Consider the following 14,198-nt stretch of genomic DNA (forward strand, 5'->3'; position numbering starts at 1 on the left):
TAAGCGTGAGGGAGTGATACTTATTCGCTGGAATAATTATTGCACCTGTAAAAACAATACACCGCCTTTACCTATGAAAATAGCAACCTATAATGTAAACGGAATCAACGGTCGTTTGCCCGTATTATTGCAGTGGCTGAAAGAAGCTCAGCCAGATATTGTCTGTCTTCAGGAATTGAAAGCTCCTCAGGAACGGTTTCCTGTAAAAGAAATCAATGCGGCAGGTTATCAGGCGATTTGGAAAGGACAGAAAAGCTGGAATGGGGTAGCGATACTTGCAAAAGACCTTGAAATCACAGAAGTTCAGGATACTTTACCCGGAGATTCAGAGGATCTGCAAAGCCGCTATATGGAAGCTATTATTGACCAAATGGTGATATGCTGTCTGTACCTCCCCAATGGAAACCCTTATCCGGGACCTAAATTTGATTATAAATTAGACTGGATCAGGCGTTTAAAAAAACGGACTGATCAGCTCATCAAAATGGAACTGCCCGCCATCATTATAGGTGATTTTAATATAATTCCAGGACCTGAAGATGTTTACAAACCTGAGCGCTGGGAAAATGATGCCTTATACAGAAAAGAAGTAAGAAAAGCATATAAAGAATTATTGAATAAAGGCTGGCTGGATTCTATACGCACGCTCTATCCTGATGAAACAGTTTACACCTTCTGGGATTATCTTTACAAAGCCTATGACCGCAATGCAGGCATCAGACTGGATCATATGCTGTTAAGTCCTTATCTGCATTCAAGCTTACAATCCGGTGGGGTCGACCGTCATGTCCGTGGCTGGACAAAAAGCAGCGATCATGCCCCTGTCTGGATCGAATTGCAGAAATAAAATTCACGATTTCTCAATTTCCTTCACCCATCTGAACGTAAGATTAATCCGCGGTTTCATAGTCTTGACAGACTTTGCAATCCGGTGTTCCCAATTCAACTGTAAATCGCCTTTCATGATCAGCAGCGAGCCATGCTGAAGCGGCAAACTGTACTTATTCCGGTGGTCATCTGCTTTCCGGAAATCAAAATTTCTTACCTGTCCGAGACTTATGGAAGCAATAACAGGGCGGTTTCCCAGTTCGCTTTCTTTATCACGGTGCCATGCTACAGAGTCATTACCATCGCGGTATAAATTGAGCAGAACAGAATTAAACTGATATCCGGAGGATTCTTCTATCTTCTGTTTTAAAGCGAATAATTCCGGTAACCAGGCATTGACATTAAAATCATTTCCACCCAGTTTGTAGGTTCTGCTTTCATCTCCATACCAGGCGGTCAGTCGTGGAGTGAGAACCATTTTATCATACATTTTCTGGGTTCTCTGCTTCCACGGAGCCACACGAATCAGAAGCTCCTCAAGCTGAGAAGCTTCTTTTTCCGACAAAAAATGATCAGTATATTCCAGCAGTTCTTCCGGAAAACGGAAATATTCTTCTGAATCAAATAAACTTAACTGGTCCATTACAATCTGTAATTAGAATGATTAAGATTTCCGGCGCCCGGAAACTTTACGGTCCAGATCTTTGATATCCTGTTTCAGCTCTCTGAACATTTCTTTAAAATTATAGCTTTCGTAATCTCCCGGTTCAAAATCTTCGGGAAAAATTCCTGAGGCGTACTGCCAGATTTCTACCACCTCATTAAATGGAATTTCATACGGCTCATAGAATGAATTATCAGCACTTACACACACTGCATTGCCTTTTGTTTCTTTAAAACGTTTATAGGTAATCCCATCATTTAAGGTAATGAAAACATAGGTTTTTCCAGGCTTCAGTTCACTGATTCCTTCTACATATTTCCCCACGATATACGAGCCGTTTCTGAACGGCGGCATAGAATCTCCGTCTGCTGGAAAAGCTCTGTATTTGCCGTTCGTCAGGAAGGGGAGAGCTATTCTCTGAAGGCTTTCGATATAGCCAATATCGCTGTAACCTTCAAGATATCCCATCGATGCCTTCTGCGGAATGATCTCAATGGTATCATTCCCAAGATTATCTACCGCTACAGGAAGAACAATTCTGTTATCCGGAAGTTTCAGCATTTCTTCCATTGGGTATTTACGGATATCTACCGATACCAGAAGATCAATGCTGACATGAAAATATTTGGATATTTTGACAAGTAGCTCAATAGGTGGTTCAGATACTCCATTTTCATACTTGGAATACCGCACACGAGAAATCACCAGTTCCGTAGCTACAGATTGTTGGGAGAGGTTTCTTTTTCCTCTCAAAAAACGAATATTATTTGAAAAAATTGACATTGATACGAAATATATCAACAAAAATACAAATTACGATTCAAAATACCCATTCATTTAAGGCAAATAAAATGGGTTAATAGCCGATTAATTCTAAATATTAAACGTTTTGAGGATTTTTAGCCTAAAAAAAACTTTTCAACAAACTTATCTGATGATGTATACAAGGGTTTTCCTTGAATTTTTTTGCCTTTCCACAGATTCTACAAATCGAGCAAATCTTTGCATTTAATTATAAGTGATTGGATCATACAAAACAGAACCTGTGTAATCCGGGTGGTCTGTGGAAACTATTTTTACCATTTATTACCCGTTTTACCTCATCCTGTTTTTATAGAGGGAAAACCCTTATCATTTCTCATAAAATAAACATTGATACGAAATATATCAATGAAAATACAAAGTTTGATTCAAAACATATCTAATTTTGTATCATGGAACGTGCGATTGTACATATGGACCTGGATACATTTTTTGTATCCTGTGAGCGTCTTGTCAATTCTAAATTTGACGGAATCCCTTTGATCATCGGAGGTGGGGACAGAGGTGTTGTGGCCTCATGTTCCTATGAAGCACGCCGTTTCGGGGTGCGTTCTGCCATGCCGATCAGAATGGCTCTCAGGCTTTGTCCGGATGCTAAAGTAGTTCGTGGTGACTATGAAATGTACTCCAGACTGTCTCATACCGTAACCGATATTATCCAGGAAAAAGTACCCTTGATGGAAAAAGCAAGTATTGACGAATTCTACCTGGATCTCTCAGGAATGGATAAATTTTTCGGATGCTACAAATGGACCGATGAAATCGCTTCTGCCGTCACCAAAGAAACCGGACTTCCCATAAGTTTTGCCTTATCTTCCAATAAAACAGTTTCCAAGATAGGAACCGGAGAGGCCAAACCTGGAAAAATGGAGATCAAGCTACAGGAAGTCAAGCCTTTCCTGGATCCGCTCTCTATAAAAAAAATCCCGATGGTAGGGGATAAAACTTTTCAGATATTGTCTCGAGTTGGGATTCGTACTATCCAGACTTTATCCGAAATGCCGCTCCTGATTCTTCAGCAAATGATCGGGCAGAACGGCAGTGAACTGTGGAAGAAAGCCAACGGAATCGATGAAAATCCTGTCATTCCTTATTCTGAAAGAAAGTCAATATCAATGGAACGAACTTTTACTTCCGATACCATGGATATTCCGGAATTGAAAAGATTAATATCCGGGATGGCTGAACAACTGGCGTATCAGCTGAGAAAAGAAAAGTGGCTGACTTCCACTGTGGCTGTAAAGATCCGCTATGCCAATTTTGATACCGAAACCAAACAGTCCAGAGTTGCTTATACTTCCGCAGATCACACGTTGTCGAGGGTTGCTTTGGATCTTTTTAATAAAGCATATACCCGGAGAATGAGGCTTCGCCTCGTTGGACTGCGTTTTACAGGATTGGTTCATGGCAGTCACCAGATGAATCTTTTTGAAGATACAGAAGAGCAAATGAGTCTTTATCAGGCTATGGATGATCTCAAAAACCGCTTTGGCTCTGATGCGGTAGGCAGGGCTTCCGGCTTTGACTTCGGAAAATAACCCTTAAAAAATCTTCAGATTATGTTTCTCAACTGTCATTCCTATCACAGCCTCCGTTACGGAACTTTATCGGTGAAAGAACTGGTTGCCCAGGCAAAAACGCTTGGCATTAAAGAGTTGGTGCTTACGGATATCAATACGGTTACCGGGATTTATGAATTTAAAAAAGAATGCGAGAAGCATGGTATCAAACCTGTTCCCGGTGTGGAAATCAGAAAAGACGGCAGGCTTCTTTATATTACGGTGGCTAAAGAATTCAGTGGTATCGGAGAGGTAAACAGGATGATCACAGACTATCATTGCAATAGTAAAGACTTATCAGAGACGGCTCCTGACTTCGGGAATGTGCTGGTTATTTACCCAATCGGAAATATCCCTGAAATCCTGAAAGACAATGAATTCATCGGGATCCGGGAAGAGGAGCTTACCCTCCTTATTCGCCCTGAATTTCAGAGGTTGATTTCAAAAATGGCCATTCTCCAGCCGATCACCTTCAGGACTAAAGAAGAATATCATCTTCACCGCATCCTGAGAGCCATCGATCATAATACATTGCTTAGTAAGCTTGAAGAAAGCGATATATGCCGGAAATCTGAATACCTGAGGTCTGAAGAAGAGATTCAGAAAGCATTTCAGGGGTATCCGGAGATCATTGAAAATACAAAAAATATCTTCAGCAGCTGCCATTTTGAATTTGATTTTAAAAAGGTAAGAAATCAACTGAATTTTACAAAATCGAGGGAAAGTGATCTGAAATTTCTGACCAGACTTGCTTATTTGGGTTTGGAAAAGCGCTATGGTTTAGATCATAAAGAAGCCCGAGAAAGGATAGAAAAAGAACTGAAAGTGATCCATGAGCTTAAATTCTGTTCTTACTTTCTGATTACCTGGGATATCATCCGTTACAGCAACAGGATGGGATTTATGCATGTGGGACGGGGGAGCGGAGCGAATTCAATAGTCAGTTACTGTTTGGGAATTACCGATATCTGTCCATTGGAACTGGATCTTTATTTTGAACGCTTTTTGAATCTTAACCGAAAAACGCCACCGGATTTTGATATCGACTGGAGCTGGCAGGAGAGAGACCCGATGTTGCAGTACATTTTTGATCGTTATGGAAAAGAGCATGTTGCGTTCTGCGGAACGAATGTAGAATTCAAATACAAATCGATATTCCGGGAGGTGGGAAAAGCTTTTGGACTGCCTAAAGAAGAACTGGACAGCCTTACCACGCAATCTGTGGAAGCCCATGACCGGAATAAGGTAGTGGATAAGGTGGCTAAATACGGCAAACTGCTGGAAAAATTTCCCAACCAAAGAAGCATGCATGCCTGCGGGATCCTGATCTCTGAGGAACCTATCACCAACTTTACCGCACTGGAAATGCCGCCAAAAGGATTTCCTATTGTTCAGTTTGATATGTACACCGCAGAAGATATAGGTCTGGAAAAATTTGATATTCTTTCCCAGAGAGGCTTGGGAACGATCAATGATACCGTGAAATTAATTAAAGAAACCAGAGGCATTACCGTGGATATCCGGGATACCACCCTTTCTAAAAATGAAGCACTGGCCAATGAACATCTGGCTCAGGGAAAAACCATCGGATGCTTTTATATTGAATCACCTGCGATGCGGGGACTTTTAAGAAGATTAAAATGCGGAGATTACAGAACACTCGTTGCGGCTTCCTCGATTATCAGACCGGGAGTTGCCCAAAGTGGGATGATGAGAGAATACATTTTCAGGCATAATCATCCCGATCAATTTGAATATTTTCATTCGGTGTTTGAACAGCATTTGAAGGAAACCTACGGCATCATGGTGTATCAGGAAGATGTGATTAAAATTGCCCAGTATTTTGGAGGATTGTCCTTAGCGGATGGAGATATTCTCCGCAGAGCCATGAGTGGGAAAGGCCGTTCGCTGGAAAAACTTCAGGAAGTAAAGGCTAATTTCTTTGCCTCCTGTAAAAGCAAGGGACATTCCGGGCAGCTGACTGCGGAAGCCTATCGTCAGATTGAATCATTTGCAGGCTATTCTTTTTGTAAGGCGCATTCGGCTTCGTATGCGGTAGAAAGCTATCAGAGTCTTTATCTGAAGGTATATTATCCGCTGGAATTTATGGTTTCTGTCATTAATAATCAAGGGGGATTTTACAGAACGGAAGTATATATTCATGAGGCTAAAATGTCCGGAGCCTCTGTGCAGACTCCCTGTGTCAACACCAGTGAATATCAAACGGTATTGAAAGGAAAAGAGATCTATCTCGGATTTATGCTTCTTCAGGGACTTGAAAGCAGATTAGCCCATGGAATTGCCGAGGAACGGAATAAAAACGGAAATTTCCAGTCACTGGAAGATTTTATCCGCCGCATTCCCATCGGTATTGAAACGATTCAAACGCTTATTTTTATCGGAGCATTCCGTTTTACAGGACAGCCGAAGAATGAACTTCTGGTAGAAGCCCGGCTGCTTTTGATTAATTTTAAACCTGAAAACAGAGGCTTGTTGCTGATAGAGGAACCAGTTCAGGAATACAAACTACCTGAACTGAAGCGGGAAAATTTTGAAGATGCCTTTGATGAAATTGAGATCATCGGATTTCCGGTTTCCTGTATTCCGTTTGATCTGCTGAAGACTTCATACAGAGGCTCTGTATGGGTGAAAGACTTGTTGCAGCATCATAAAAAGCAGGTAAAAATGATGGCCTATCTGATTTCCAGAAAACATGTCCCGACCAAAAAAGGAACGATGTATTTCGGAACCTGGATCGATGTGAATGGAGATTATTTTGATACGGCCCATTTTCCGGACAGCCTGAATGAGTATCCATTTCAGGGCGGAGGCTGCTATCTGCTGCTGGGAACTGTAGAAGTGGATTATCATTTTCCAACGATCACCATTCATAAAATGGCAAAGATGCCTATGATTCCGGATCCAAGATATGCTTATGACAAAGATAAGCAGTATGATATTCACCGGCAGATCAAAGAAGATGTGAGCATGACCTCCAGAAAACCTTATCCGCAGGCGCATGAGATTGGATTGCCAAGGCAGAAATTCCAGTAAAAAAGACTGCCCCTATCAGACAGTCTTTCTTTTTATTTTTCCTTGAGATCTTTGCTCACCTGCTTTTCTGCATTTTTAGCTTTGTTTTCCTGAGCTTCTTTTTCTTTTCGCTGTTGCCTTCTTGATTTTTTTTCGGCCCGTCTTTCTTCGCGGATCACTTTATTTGATTTTTGATTGTATAAAGCATCTAGAATTCCCTGTCCTGTTTTGCTGAAAATTTTGATTTTAGGTTGGCTGTGGGTTCCTGTTACCACTACCGGAAAACCAATCCATCCTCCCGGAGGCAGACCCACCCTTACTCTTAAGTCCAGTAATCCGTTGAAACTGGTCGTTCCGCTGATAGAGGGTCTGAGAACCGATACTTTAAAGGTGAACTTGTCTACATGAATCAAGTTATTTTTAATATTGGTTTCTATATTTACGCCTTTCATATCGGGATTATCAAAAGCCCTGGCTCCGATATTATCACCGACCGCAGAAAGCATTTTCAGGTTTTTCACCTCCACATCACGGAGATTGACCGTTCCACCGCCTTCCAGTGAAGGATAGATCGGGCTCATATTTTTATCAAAATCACCTTTCAGTTTATAGTCCAGGGATACGATTCCTTTGACATCTTTGGCTGCCGTTGCCATTTCACGAACCATATCAATTTCTTTATACGCTCTCTGAACATCAAAATCCTGAACTTTAAGAGCCACATCATAATTAGCTGTCAGTGGAGATTCATCCTGATAACGGGCATCTATATTCATGCGGCTTCCGATAATATCAAATGAGGTGTTTTTAAGATAAACTTCTCCTTTGTTTACAGAAGCATTTCCTTTCAGATGATTAAGTGTTAAACCTTTAAATTCAACTTTTTTAGCATTCGCTTCAAGGGAAACATCCAGATTTTTCGGGATAATGACTACGCCGCTGCTTTTAGGGTTTTCTACTTTTGCATATTCCACTTCGATGGATTTATCAGTATTGTCGCCATTTTTAAGAGCCATAAATTCATCAATCAGAATATAATTGGAATTTAAATTGAATTTTCCGTGGAGTGTTCCTTTTCTTTCAATAAAATAATTGATGGTATTTAAAAGATAACCATTCAGAGCAAAATCAGATTTCCCATAGGTAGCCAGAAACTTTCTGAACCACATTTTCTCATTCTCAAACTGGAAATTTCCTTCTTTGATAAAAAATGACTGAGGAAGGTATTCTGTGGTCGCTTTAATGTTTTTTAAAATTAATGTCCCTTTGTTGTCAAGTTTGCTGTACTGGCCTTTTGTAGCATAGCTTTGCTTTCCATTAAGGGAAAGATCGGCCATAATTAATCCACTGACATCAAATCCTTTTTTCGCAAAAACTTTATAAATTCTTCCGACATTCAGTACCCCTTTTGCCCTCACTTTATACAACAGATCTTCAAAATTCTGAAGGTCAGCATTCACAAAAACAGGATTTCCTTCAAAATCAAAACTAAAAGGATCCAGTTTCACGCCAAGACTGCCGAAAGTACCGTCAGTATTGATAATGTTGGCTATTAAATTGATGTTTTGAATAGGGTTGGGGTAATATTTTGTTTTGACCAGCCCATTTTTAAGGTTCAGATATCCATTGGTTTTGGGAAATAATTTTTTATCCAGACTGAAAATTCCATTGGCTTTAATATCAGTATCCATTAAACCTCTGATGTCAATATCTTTCAGTCCCAAAGCATGATCCAGAGTCTGAAGATCTACAGTTCCTTTGATGTTGGCATCCATCTGCATTTCGTTCAAACCTTTGGTTTTTACAGAAGCACGGAACTTATTATTCGGGCCGAGATCAAAACTCAGTTGTTTCAAATTTACAGCAAGCTGATCGGTATCTAATGATGGTAAATCTATATTAAGATCCATATTGAGATGGTTCATCGGAACAGGCGCTTTTCCATTAGAAACAGAGCCGTTTTTAACCAAAAGGCGTACTTTAACCTCCGGTTTACTGCTTTTGAGTTCACTGAATCTGCCTTTGATATGAAAATACAGATCGCTGTTGCCTTCTATTTTAGTGTCTTTAGCCCAGTCGAGATACTGTGGCGGCAGGACGGAAATCATTTCACGGATGGTGGTTTTCTCCGAAGCAGCTTTGATGTCCATATTGTATCCATCTTTAAGAATACTGATGAATCCGATGAATTTTAAAGGCAAATCATTGATCCTCAACTCATTTTTCTGCAATACAAATGTCAGAGCATTGGTATTGATTCGGGTGATCAGGTCGGCGTGTAAGGTTTTTTGTTTGGCATAATAGATTCTGTTCAGGCTGAAATCTACTGTATTGATGTCAAGATTGGTCTGAAGATCAAAAATATCTTCGCTTAAACCTCCTTTTCCAGTATAATTGAGTCCTTTGGCATCGACTAAAACTCTTGCGGAATGATCATTATATTTGATGTTCCAGTTTTTGAATTTGATCAGGTCCAATTGTATAGAAGCGCCCGTTTCTGTAGTGTCTTTTGTCTTTCCCGAAGGCTTGGACACATACACATTGTAATTGGCTTCCCCTTTACTGTTGACAAAGACATTGGCATTGGCATCGGTAACGTAGATTTCATCGATCTTTACTTCGCGATTGAAAATCAGGTTCTTGAGATTAATCCCTACGGATACTTCTTTGGCTGTGAGCAAGGTATCATTCTGAAAAGGCCTGGAACCCTGCAAGACAAGATCATCTACAGAGACGGTGAGGGAAGGGAAGTGCCGGAAAAAAGTAAGATGCGTCTTTTTATAATCTAGCTTTCCGGCAAGATGTTTATTGGCGAACAGTTTTACCTGCTGAGAAATGGTTCCCGGAAAAAGCAGGGGAATGATGAACATTAAAAATAAGATAGCTGCTATTGAAATTCCGGTCCATTTTAGAATTTTCAAAATTATTTTTTTAACCTTTTCCATACATCCATAATTTTGATTACTTATTTTGGCAATAATAATTAGTTATTCGTAATCTAAAATTAAGCCATTTGTTAAAATTATGATCCTTAAGCACGTTAAACAGATGTATTAAAGACAGATACTATATTAGAAAAAAGTTGTACAGGTTCATATAAAATACTCCTTTTGTGTAATTTCGCAGACTTATAATTGTTTATAACTTTGGTATGAACAAAAAAATTAATACCATGAAAAAATTAACTTTAGTAGCAGCTCTTTTATTAGGAGCAATCTGCATCAATGCACAAGAATCTAAAACAGGACAGCAAAAAGAAACAACCGTAAATAATGGTTCTGTTTATGATAGTAATCGGAACGCTTCATCAGAGAAGGTAACTACACAAAGAACGAGTAACCCGGCACCACAACAACAGTCACAACCAAGTACCAATCAACCCAATTCAACCCGTTATGGTGAGCGGAAAACAACACCTGAGGCAGCTCAAAACAACAGCAACAGAAGTTCAGGAAAGGCATCGCCACAATAGTTATATTTGATTAAAACACAGAATCCCGAACCTTTCAGTTCGGGATTCGTTTATGTAAATGTAATTCTTATTTTGGAAGTAAAAATAATATTTAGTTCAATATCTCATTCATTTCAGTTAAAATAATGGGTTTTCCATCGGTAACCACAATGGTATGTTCGTGTTGTGCCATATATCCGCCTTTATTGCCTACCATGGTCCATCCATCGTTAAGCTCTACGGCAATGCTGGAAGTTGTAGAGATAAATGTTTCAATTGCGATGACAGAGTTTTTCCTGAATCTTCTTGAATCGTACCGGTTTCTGTAATTCATCAGTTCATCGGGTTGTTCATGCAGGCTTCTTCCGATGCCATGTCCGGCAAGGTTTCTAATGACTTTAAACCCTCTTTTTTTCGCCTCGGATTCCATTAGAAATCCAATATCTGCTATTTTTACGCCTCCTTTTATATGGTGGATTGCTTTTTGCAAAATGTCTTTGGAAGCATCTACCAAGGTCTGGTGCTGATGAATATCTTTTCCAATCACAAAAGAACCTCCGTTGTCTGACCAGTATCCGTTCAGTTCCGCGGAAACATCAATGTTGATGAGATCTCCTTCTTTCAATATTCTTTTATCGGTAGGAATGCCATGGCAAAATTCATGATCTACACTGATGCAGGTCCATCCCGGAAATCCATAGGTAAGATGCGGCGCTGATTTTGCACCGAAGCCGGAGAGGATCTTCGCTCCATACTCATCAAGATCTTTAGTAGTCATACCAGGCTGAGCATACTGAATCATTTCTTTTAAAGTATAGGCGACAGCTTCGCTTGCTTTTTGCATTCCTGCTAATTCCTGTTCATTGGTTATAGACATACTTCTGTTATTTCCGGTTAATAATTGTTGGGAAATGCAAAGTTAACAAAATCTGCAGGATCTCTGATCGCTTCTAACCGTAAGATGTTAGTCTAAATCAATAAAAAGCACAAGATAATTTTGTATTCCAAAATTTAATCGTAATATTGCGATATAATAATATATCATGGGAGCCACTAAAACGGACCACTTTACCGATCATCAAAACAAGATTGCCGTTATATGCAAAGCGCTTGGCCATCCTGCAAGAGTGGCTATTATTGAGTATTTGCTTAAAGTGGATACCTGTATCTGCGGGGATATTGTGAATGAACTTCCTCTGGCCCAGGCTACTGTATCTCAGCATTTGAAAGAACTGAAAAATGCAGGCCTGATCAAAGGGAATATTGAAGGGACCGCTATTTGCTATTGTATTGATAAAGATACATTTGGAATTTTGAAAGAATATTTCTCAAACATTGTACTCTCCGTTAAAGAACAAAAATGCTGTTAAGGCATTTTTTTAACCCAATATATCGTAATATTGCAATTAACCAATATAATCAATAAAAATGAAACTGTCTGAAATCAAAGAAATTTTACCAACGTTAGAGACTATTGAATTCCAATTGGAAAACGGAACTTTTGTACCGGAGCACTTCCACGTTACAGAAGTAGGAACGGTAACAAAGCATTTTATCGACTGCGGAGGCGTTATCCGGAATGAAAAAGCAGTGAATTTTCAGCTATGGAACGCAGATGATTTTGAGCATCAGCTAAAACCCGCAAAGCTTCTCAGCATTATCAAGCTGTCGGAAGAGAAATTGGGGATTGAAGATAACGAAATTGAAGTGGAATATCAAAATACAACCATCGGAAAATACAATCTGGAATTTAACGGAAAAAATTTCATCCTTAAAAACAAAACAACAGCTTGTCTGGCTCAGGAAGCTTGTGGAATTCCTGCAGAAAAAGGGTCAGAACTTTCCTCTGATACGGTTTCCTGTTGTACTCCAAACTCAGGATGCTGTTAAAATTCACTTCAAATTAAATCAGAAATGTATCCTAAACTACTGGAAACAATAACGCTGTTCAAAAACCAGCAAATCGGGGAAGAACGAAAAGTAGTATTACAGCTATTGATCGACTTTATCCAAAAAAGAACGGAAGACGAAAGAAACACAGATATTAATTTTATCTGCACCCATAATTCCCGCAGAAGCCATCTGGCGCAAGTCTGGGCACAAATAGCCGGTATTTATTATAATATTCCCAATGTACTCTGCTATTCAGGGGGAACAGAGGAAACGGCAATGTTTCCTAAAATCGCAGAAACATTGCAGGAACAGGGATGTAAAATCTTTAAAATATCCGATACTGAAAATCCTGTATATGCCATAAAGTATGATGAAAACAGACCTCCTGTCATCGGTTTTTCTAAAAAATACGACAGCCCCTTTAATCCGGATTCCGGTTTTGCAGCTGTGATGACCTGTTCACAGGCAGACGGGGAATGTCCTTTTATCGAAGGAGCAGAAAAACGTATTTCTATTCCCTTTGAAGATCCTAAAATGTCCGACGGTACGAATGAGCAAACGCGAGTTTATCATGAGAAAAGCCTGCAAATAGGTGCTGAAATGTTCTACATCTTTTCGCAGATAAAACGACTGAAATAAATTAAAAACAAACGTAATGCAACCCCGATTAAAATTTCTTGACAGATTTCTTACGCTGTGGATATTTCTGGCCATGTTTTCAGGAATTGGGCTCGGCTATTTCTTTCCGGCTATTTCGGAGATGACCCATTCTTTATCGGTAGGAACAACCAATATTCCTCTAGCCATTGGATTAATCATTATGATGTATCCCCCTCTGGCCAAGGTGGACTATTCCCTTTTACCCAAAGCATTGGGAGATAAAAAAGTCATAGGTATTTCTTTACTGCTGAATTGGGTAATAGGTCCGGTTTTGATGTTTATACTGGCGATGGTCTTTCTGAGAAATGAACCTGATTATATGATGGGTTTAATCCTTATTGGTCTGGCCAGATGCATTGCCATGGTTCTTGTATGGAATGACCTGGCTAAAGGAAATCGCGAATATGGAGCATTGCTGGTTGCTTTGAACAGCGTGTTCCAGATCTTCAGTTACAGCTTTATGGTTTGGCTTTTTATTAATATTTTGCCCGGAAAACTAGGTCTGGCTCATTTTAATGTAAGCATATCCATGAAGGAGGTGACGGAAAGCGTTCTGATGTATTTAGGAATTCCTTTTGCGGCAGGTTTTTTCAGCCGTTATATTCTCACAAGAATGAAAGGAGCGGAGTGGTACAACAGAAAGTTTATTCCCATGATCTCTCCACTAACTTTATATGCTTTATTATTCACCATTGTCTTAATGTTCAGTCTCAAAGGAGAGAAAATACTGGAGCTGCCTTTAGATGTTTTAAAAGTAGCTTTACCACTCACAGTCTATTTTGTCCTGATGTTTTTTGTAAGTTTCTTTATCAATAGATCACTGAAGGTACCTTATGATAAAAATGCATCTCTATCTTTTACAGCAACCGGGAATAATTTTGAACTGGCTATTGCCGTATCCATAGCCTTATTCGGGATTCATTCCCCACAGGCATTTGTAGGGGTAATAGGACCGTTGGTAGAAGTTCCTGTTTTAATCCTGCTTGTCCGGATAAGTTTATGGTTAAAGAAAAAATACGACCGCTAAGCATACAAAAGCAGGCTTTCGAAAGTTCATTTGGTAGGTCAACAGCCTTACTTTTTGAATGAATGATTTTCATCACAAGCATAGAATACTGAACGTGAATCGTAGCAGACACCAAATGGGGTGTTAAATTCAATTTAACAAATGCATGGGTAAATTATTCATTTTCACAAAAATAAGAAAGATAAGTCAAATAATGATATATTCATTAAATACCGTTTATATTAATGGAATATTAAGTTATAAACATTTTTAATTATTTTT

12 protein-coding genes are annotated in these 14,198 nt (G+C 39.4%); 8 read left to right on the top strand and 4 right to left on the bottom strand.

What is annotated here, in order from left to right; all coding sequences use genetic code 11:
* The first annotated feature begins 73 nt into the window (after positions 1 to 73).
* Entirely contained in the window at positions 74 to 847 is a 774-nt protein-coding gene (gene xth / locus BW964_RS01040; protein WP_076504019.1) for an exodeoxyribonuclease III, read from the top strand.
* A 3-nt stretch (positions 848 to 850) separates the two neighbouring features.
* Here the strand turns inward: xth and BW964_RS01045 are convergent, their stop codons facing one another.
* Positions 851 to 1,471: an alpha-ketoglutarate-dependent dioxygenase AlkB family protein gene (locus BW964_RS01045; RefSeq protein ID WP_076504021.1), complete on the bottom strand. Its 621-nt coding sequence runs from the start codon at positions 1,469 to 1,471 to the stop codon at positions 851 to 853.
* Positions 1,472 to 1,492: 21 nt separating this feature from the next.
* The gene (locus tag BW964_RS01050; RefSeq protein ID WP_076504022.1) at positions 1,493 to 2,275 is read right to left on the bottom strand and encodes an XRE family transcriptional regulator; all 783 of its coding nucleotides are present in this window, start codon (positions 2,273 to 2,275) and stop codon (positions 1,493 to 1,495) included.
* A 431-nt stretch (positions 2,276 to 2,706) separates the two neighbouring features.
* Here BW964_RS01050 and dinB point away from each other — a divergent pair, with 431 nt between their 5' ends.
* The gene (gene dinB, locus BW964_RS01060) at positions 2,707 to 3,852 is read left to right on the top strand and encodes a DNA polymerase IV (RefSeq protein ID WP_076504025.1); all 1,146 of its coding nucleotides are present in this window, start codon (positions 2,707 to 2,709) and stop codon (positions 3,850 to 3,852) included.
* Positions 3,853 to 3,873: 21 nt separating this feature from the next.
* Positions 3,874 to 6,927, top strand: a complete 3,054-nt coding sequence (locus BW964_RS01065; RefSeq protein WP_076504027.1) for a DNA polymerase III subunit alpha — start codon at positions 3,874 to 3,876, stop codon at positions 6,925 to 6,927.
* A 32-nt stretch (positions 6,928 to 6,959) separates the two neighbouring features.
* Here the strand turns inward: BW964_RS01065 and BW964_RS01070 are convergent, their stop codons facing one another.
* Entirely contained in the window at positions 6,960 to 9,827 is a 2,868-nt protein-coding gene (locus BW964_RS01070; RefSeq protein ID WP_228432062.1) for an AsmA-like C-terminal region-containing protein, read from the bottom strand.
* A 251-nt stretch (positions 9,828 to 10,078) separates the two neighbouring features.
* Between BW964_RS01070 and BW964_RS01075 the strand changes: the two genes are divergently transcribed.
* Positions 10,079 to 10,378 (top strand): hypothetical protein, encoded by a 300-nt coding sequence (locus BW964_RS01075; RefSeq protein WP_123911980.1) that lies wholly within the window; start codon positions 10,079 to 10,081, stop codon positions 10,376 to 10,378.
* 91 nt (positions 10,379 to 10,469) lie between these two features.
* On the opposite strand, the gene map is transcribed toward BW964_RS01075, so the two are convergent.
* Positions 10,470 to 11,234 carry a type I methionyl aminopeptidase gene (map, locus tag BW964_RS01080; protein WP_076504032.1) on the bottom strand — a complete coding sequence of 255 codons (765 nt, stop codon included), beginning with the start codon at positions 11,232 to 11,234 and terminating at the stop codon, positions 10,470 to 10,472.
* A gap of 166 nt (positions 11,235 to 11,400) precedes the next feature.
* On the opposite strand from map, the gene BW964_RS01085 reads away from it, so the two are divergent.
* The 4 genes from BW964_RS01085 to arsB are packed head-to-tail and all read left to right on the top strand — an operon-like array spanning position 11,401 to position 13,937.
* Positions 11,401 to 11,727 carry an ArsR/SmtB family transcription factor gene (locus tag BW964_RS01085; protein ID WP_076504034.1) on the top strand — a complete coding sequence of 109 codons (327 nt, stop codon included), beginning with the start codon at positions 11,401 to 11,403 and terminating at the stop codon, positions 11,725 to 11,727.
* A gap of 58 nt (positions 11,728 to 11,785) precedes the next feature.
* A complete protein-coding gene (locus BW964_RS01090; protein ID WP_076504035.1) occupies positions 11,786 to 12,247 on the top strand; it encodes a DUF6428 family protein in 462 nt (153 codons plus the stop codon).
* Positions 12,248 to 12,271: 24 nt separating this feature from the next.
* Positions 12,272 to 12,889, top strand: coding sequence for a low molecular weight phosphatase family protein (locus BW964_RS01095; protein ID WP_076504036.1), 618 nt, complete (start codon positions 12,272 to 12,274; stop codon positions 12,887 to 12,889).
* Positions 12,890 to 12,905: 16 nt separating this feature from the next.
* Positions 12,906 to 13,937, top strand: a complete 1,032-nt coding sequence (gene arsB, locus BW964_RS01100) for an ACR3 family arsenite efflux transporter (RefSeq protein WP_076504037.1) — start codon at positions 12,906 to 12,908, stop codon at positions 13,935 to 13,937.
* The last annotated feature ends 261 nt before the right edge of the window (positions 13,938 to 14,198 follow it).

Origin of the sequence: Chryseobacterium shigense, assembly GCF_900156575.1 — a bacterium.
GTDB classification, from domain to species: Bacteria; Bacteroidota; Bacteroidia; order Flavobacteriales; family Weeksellaceae; genus Chryseobacterium; species Chryseobacterium shigense.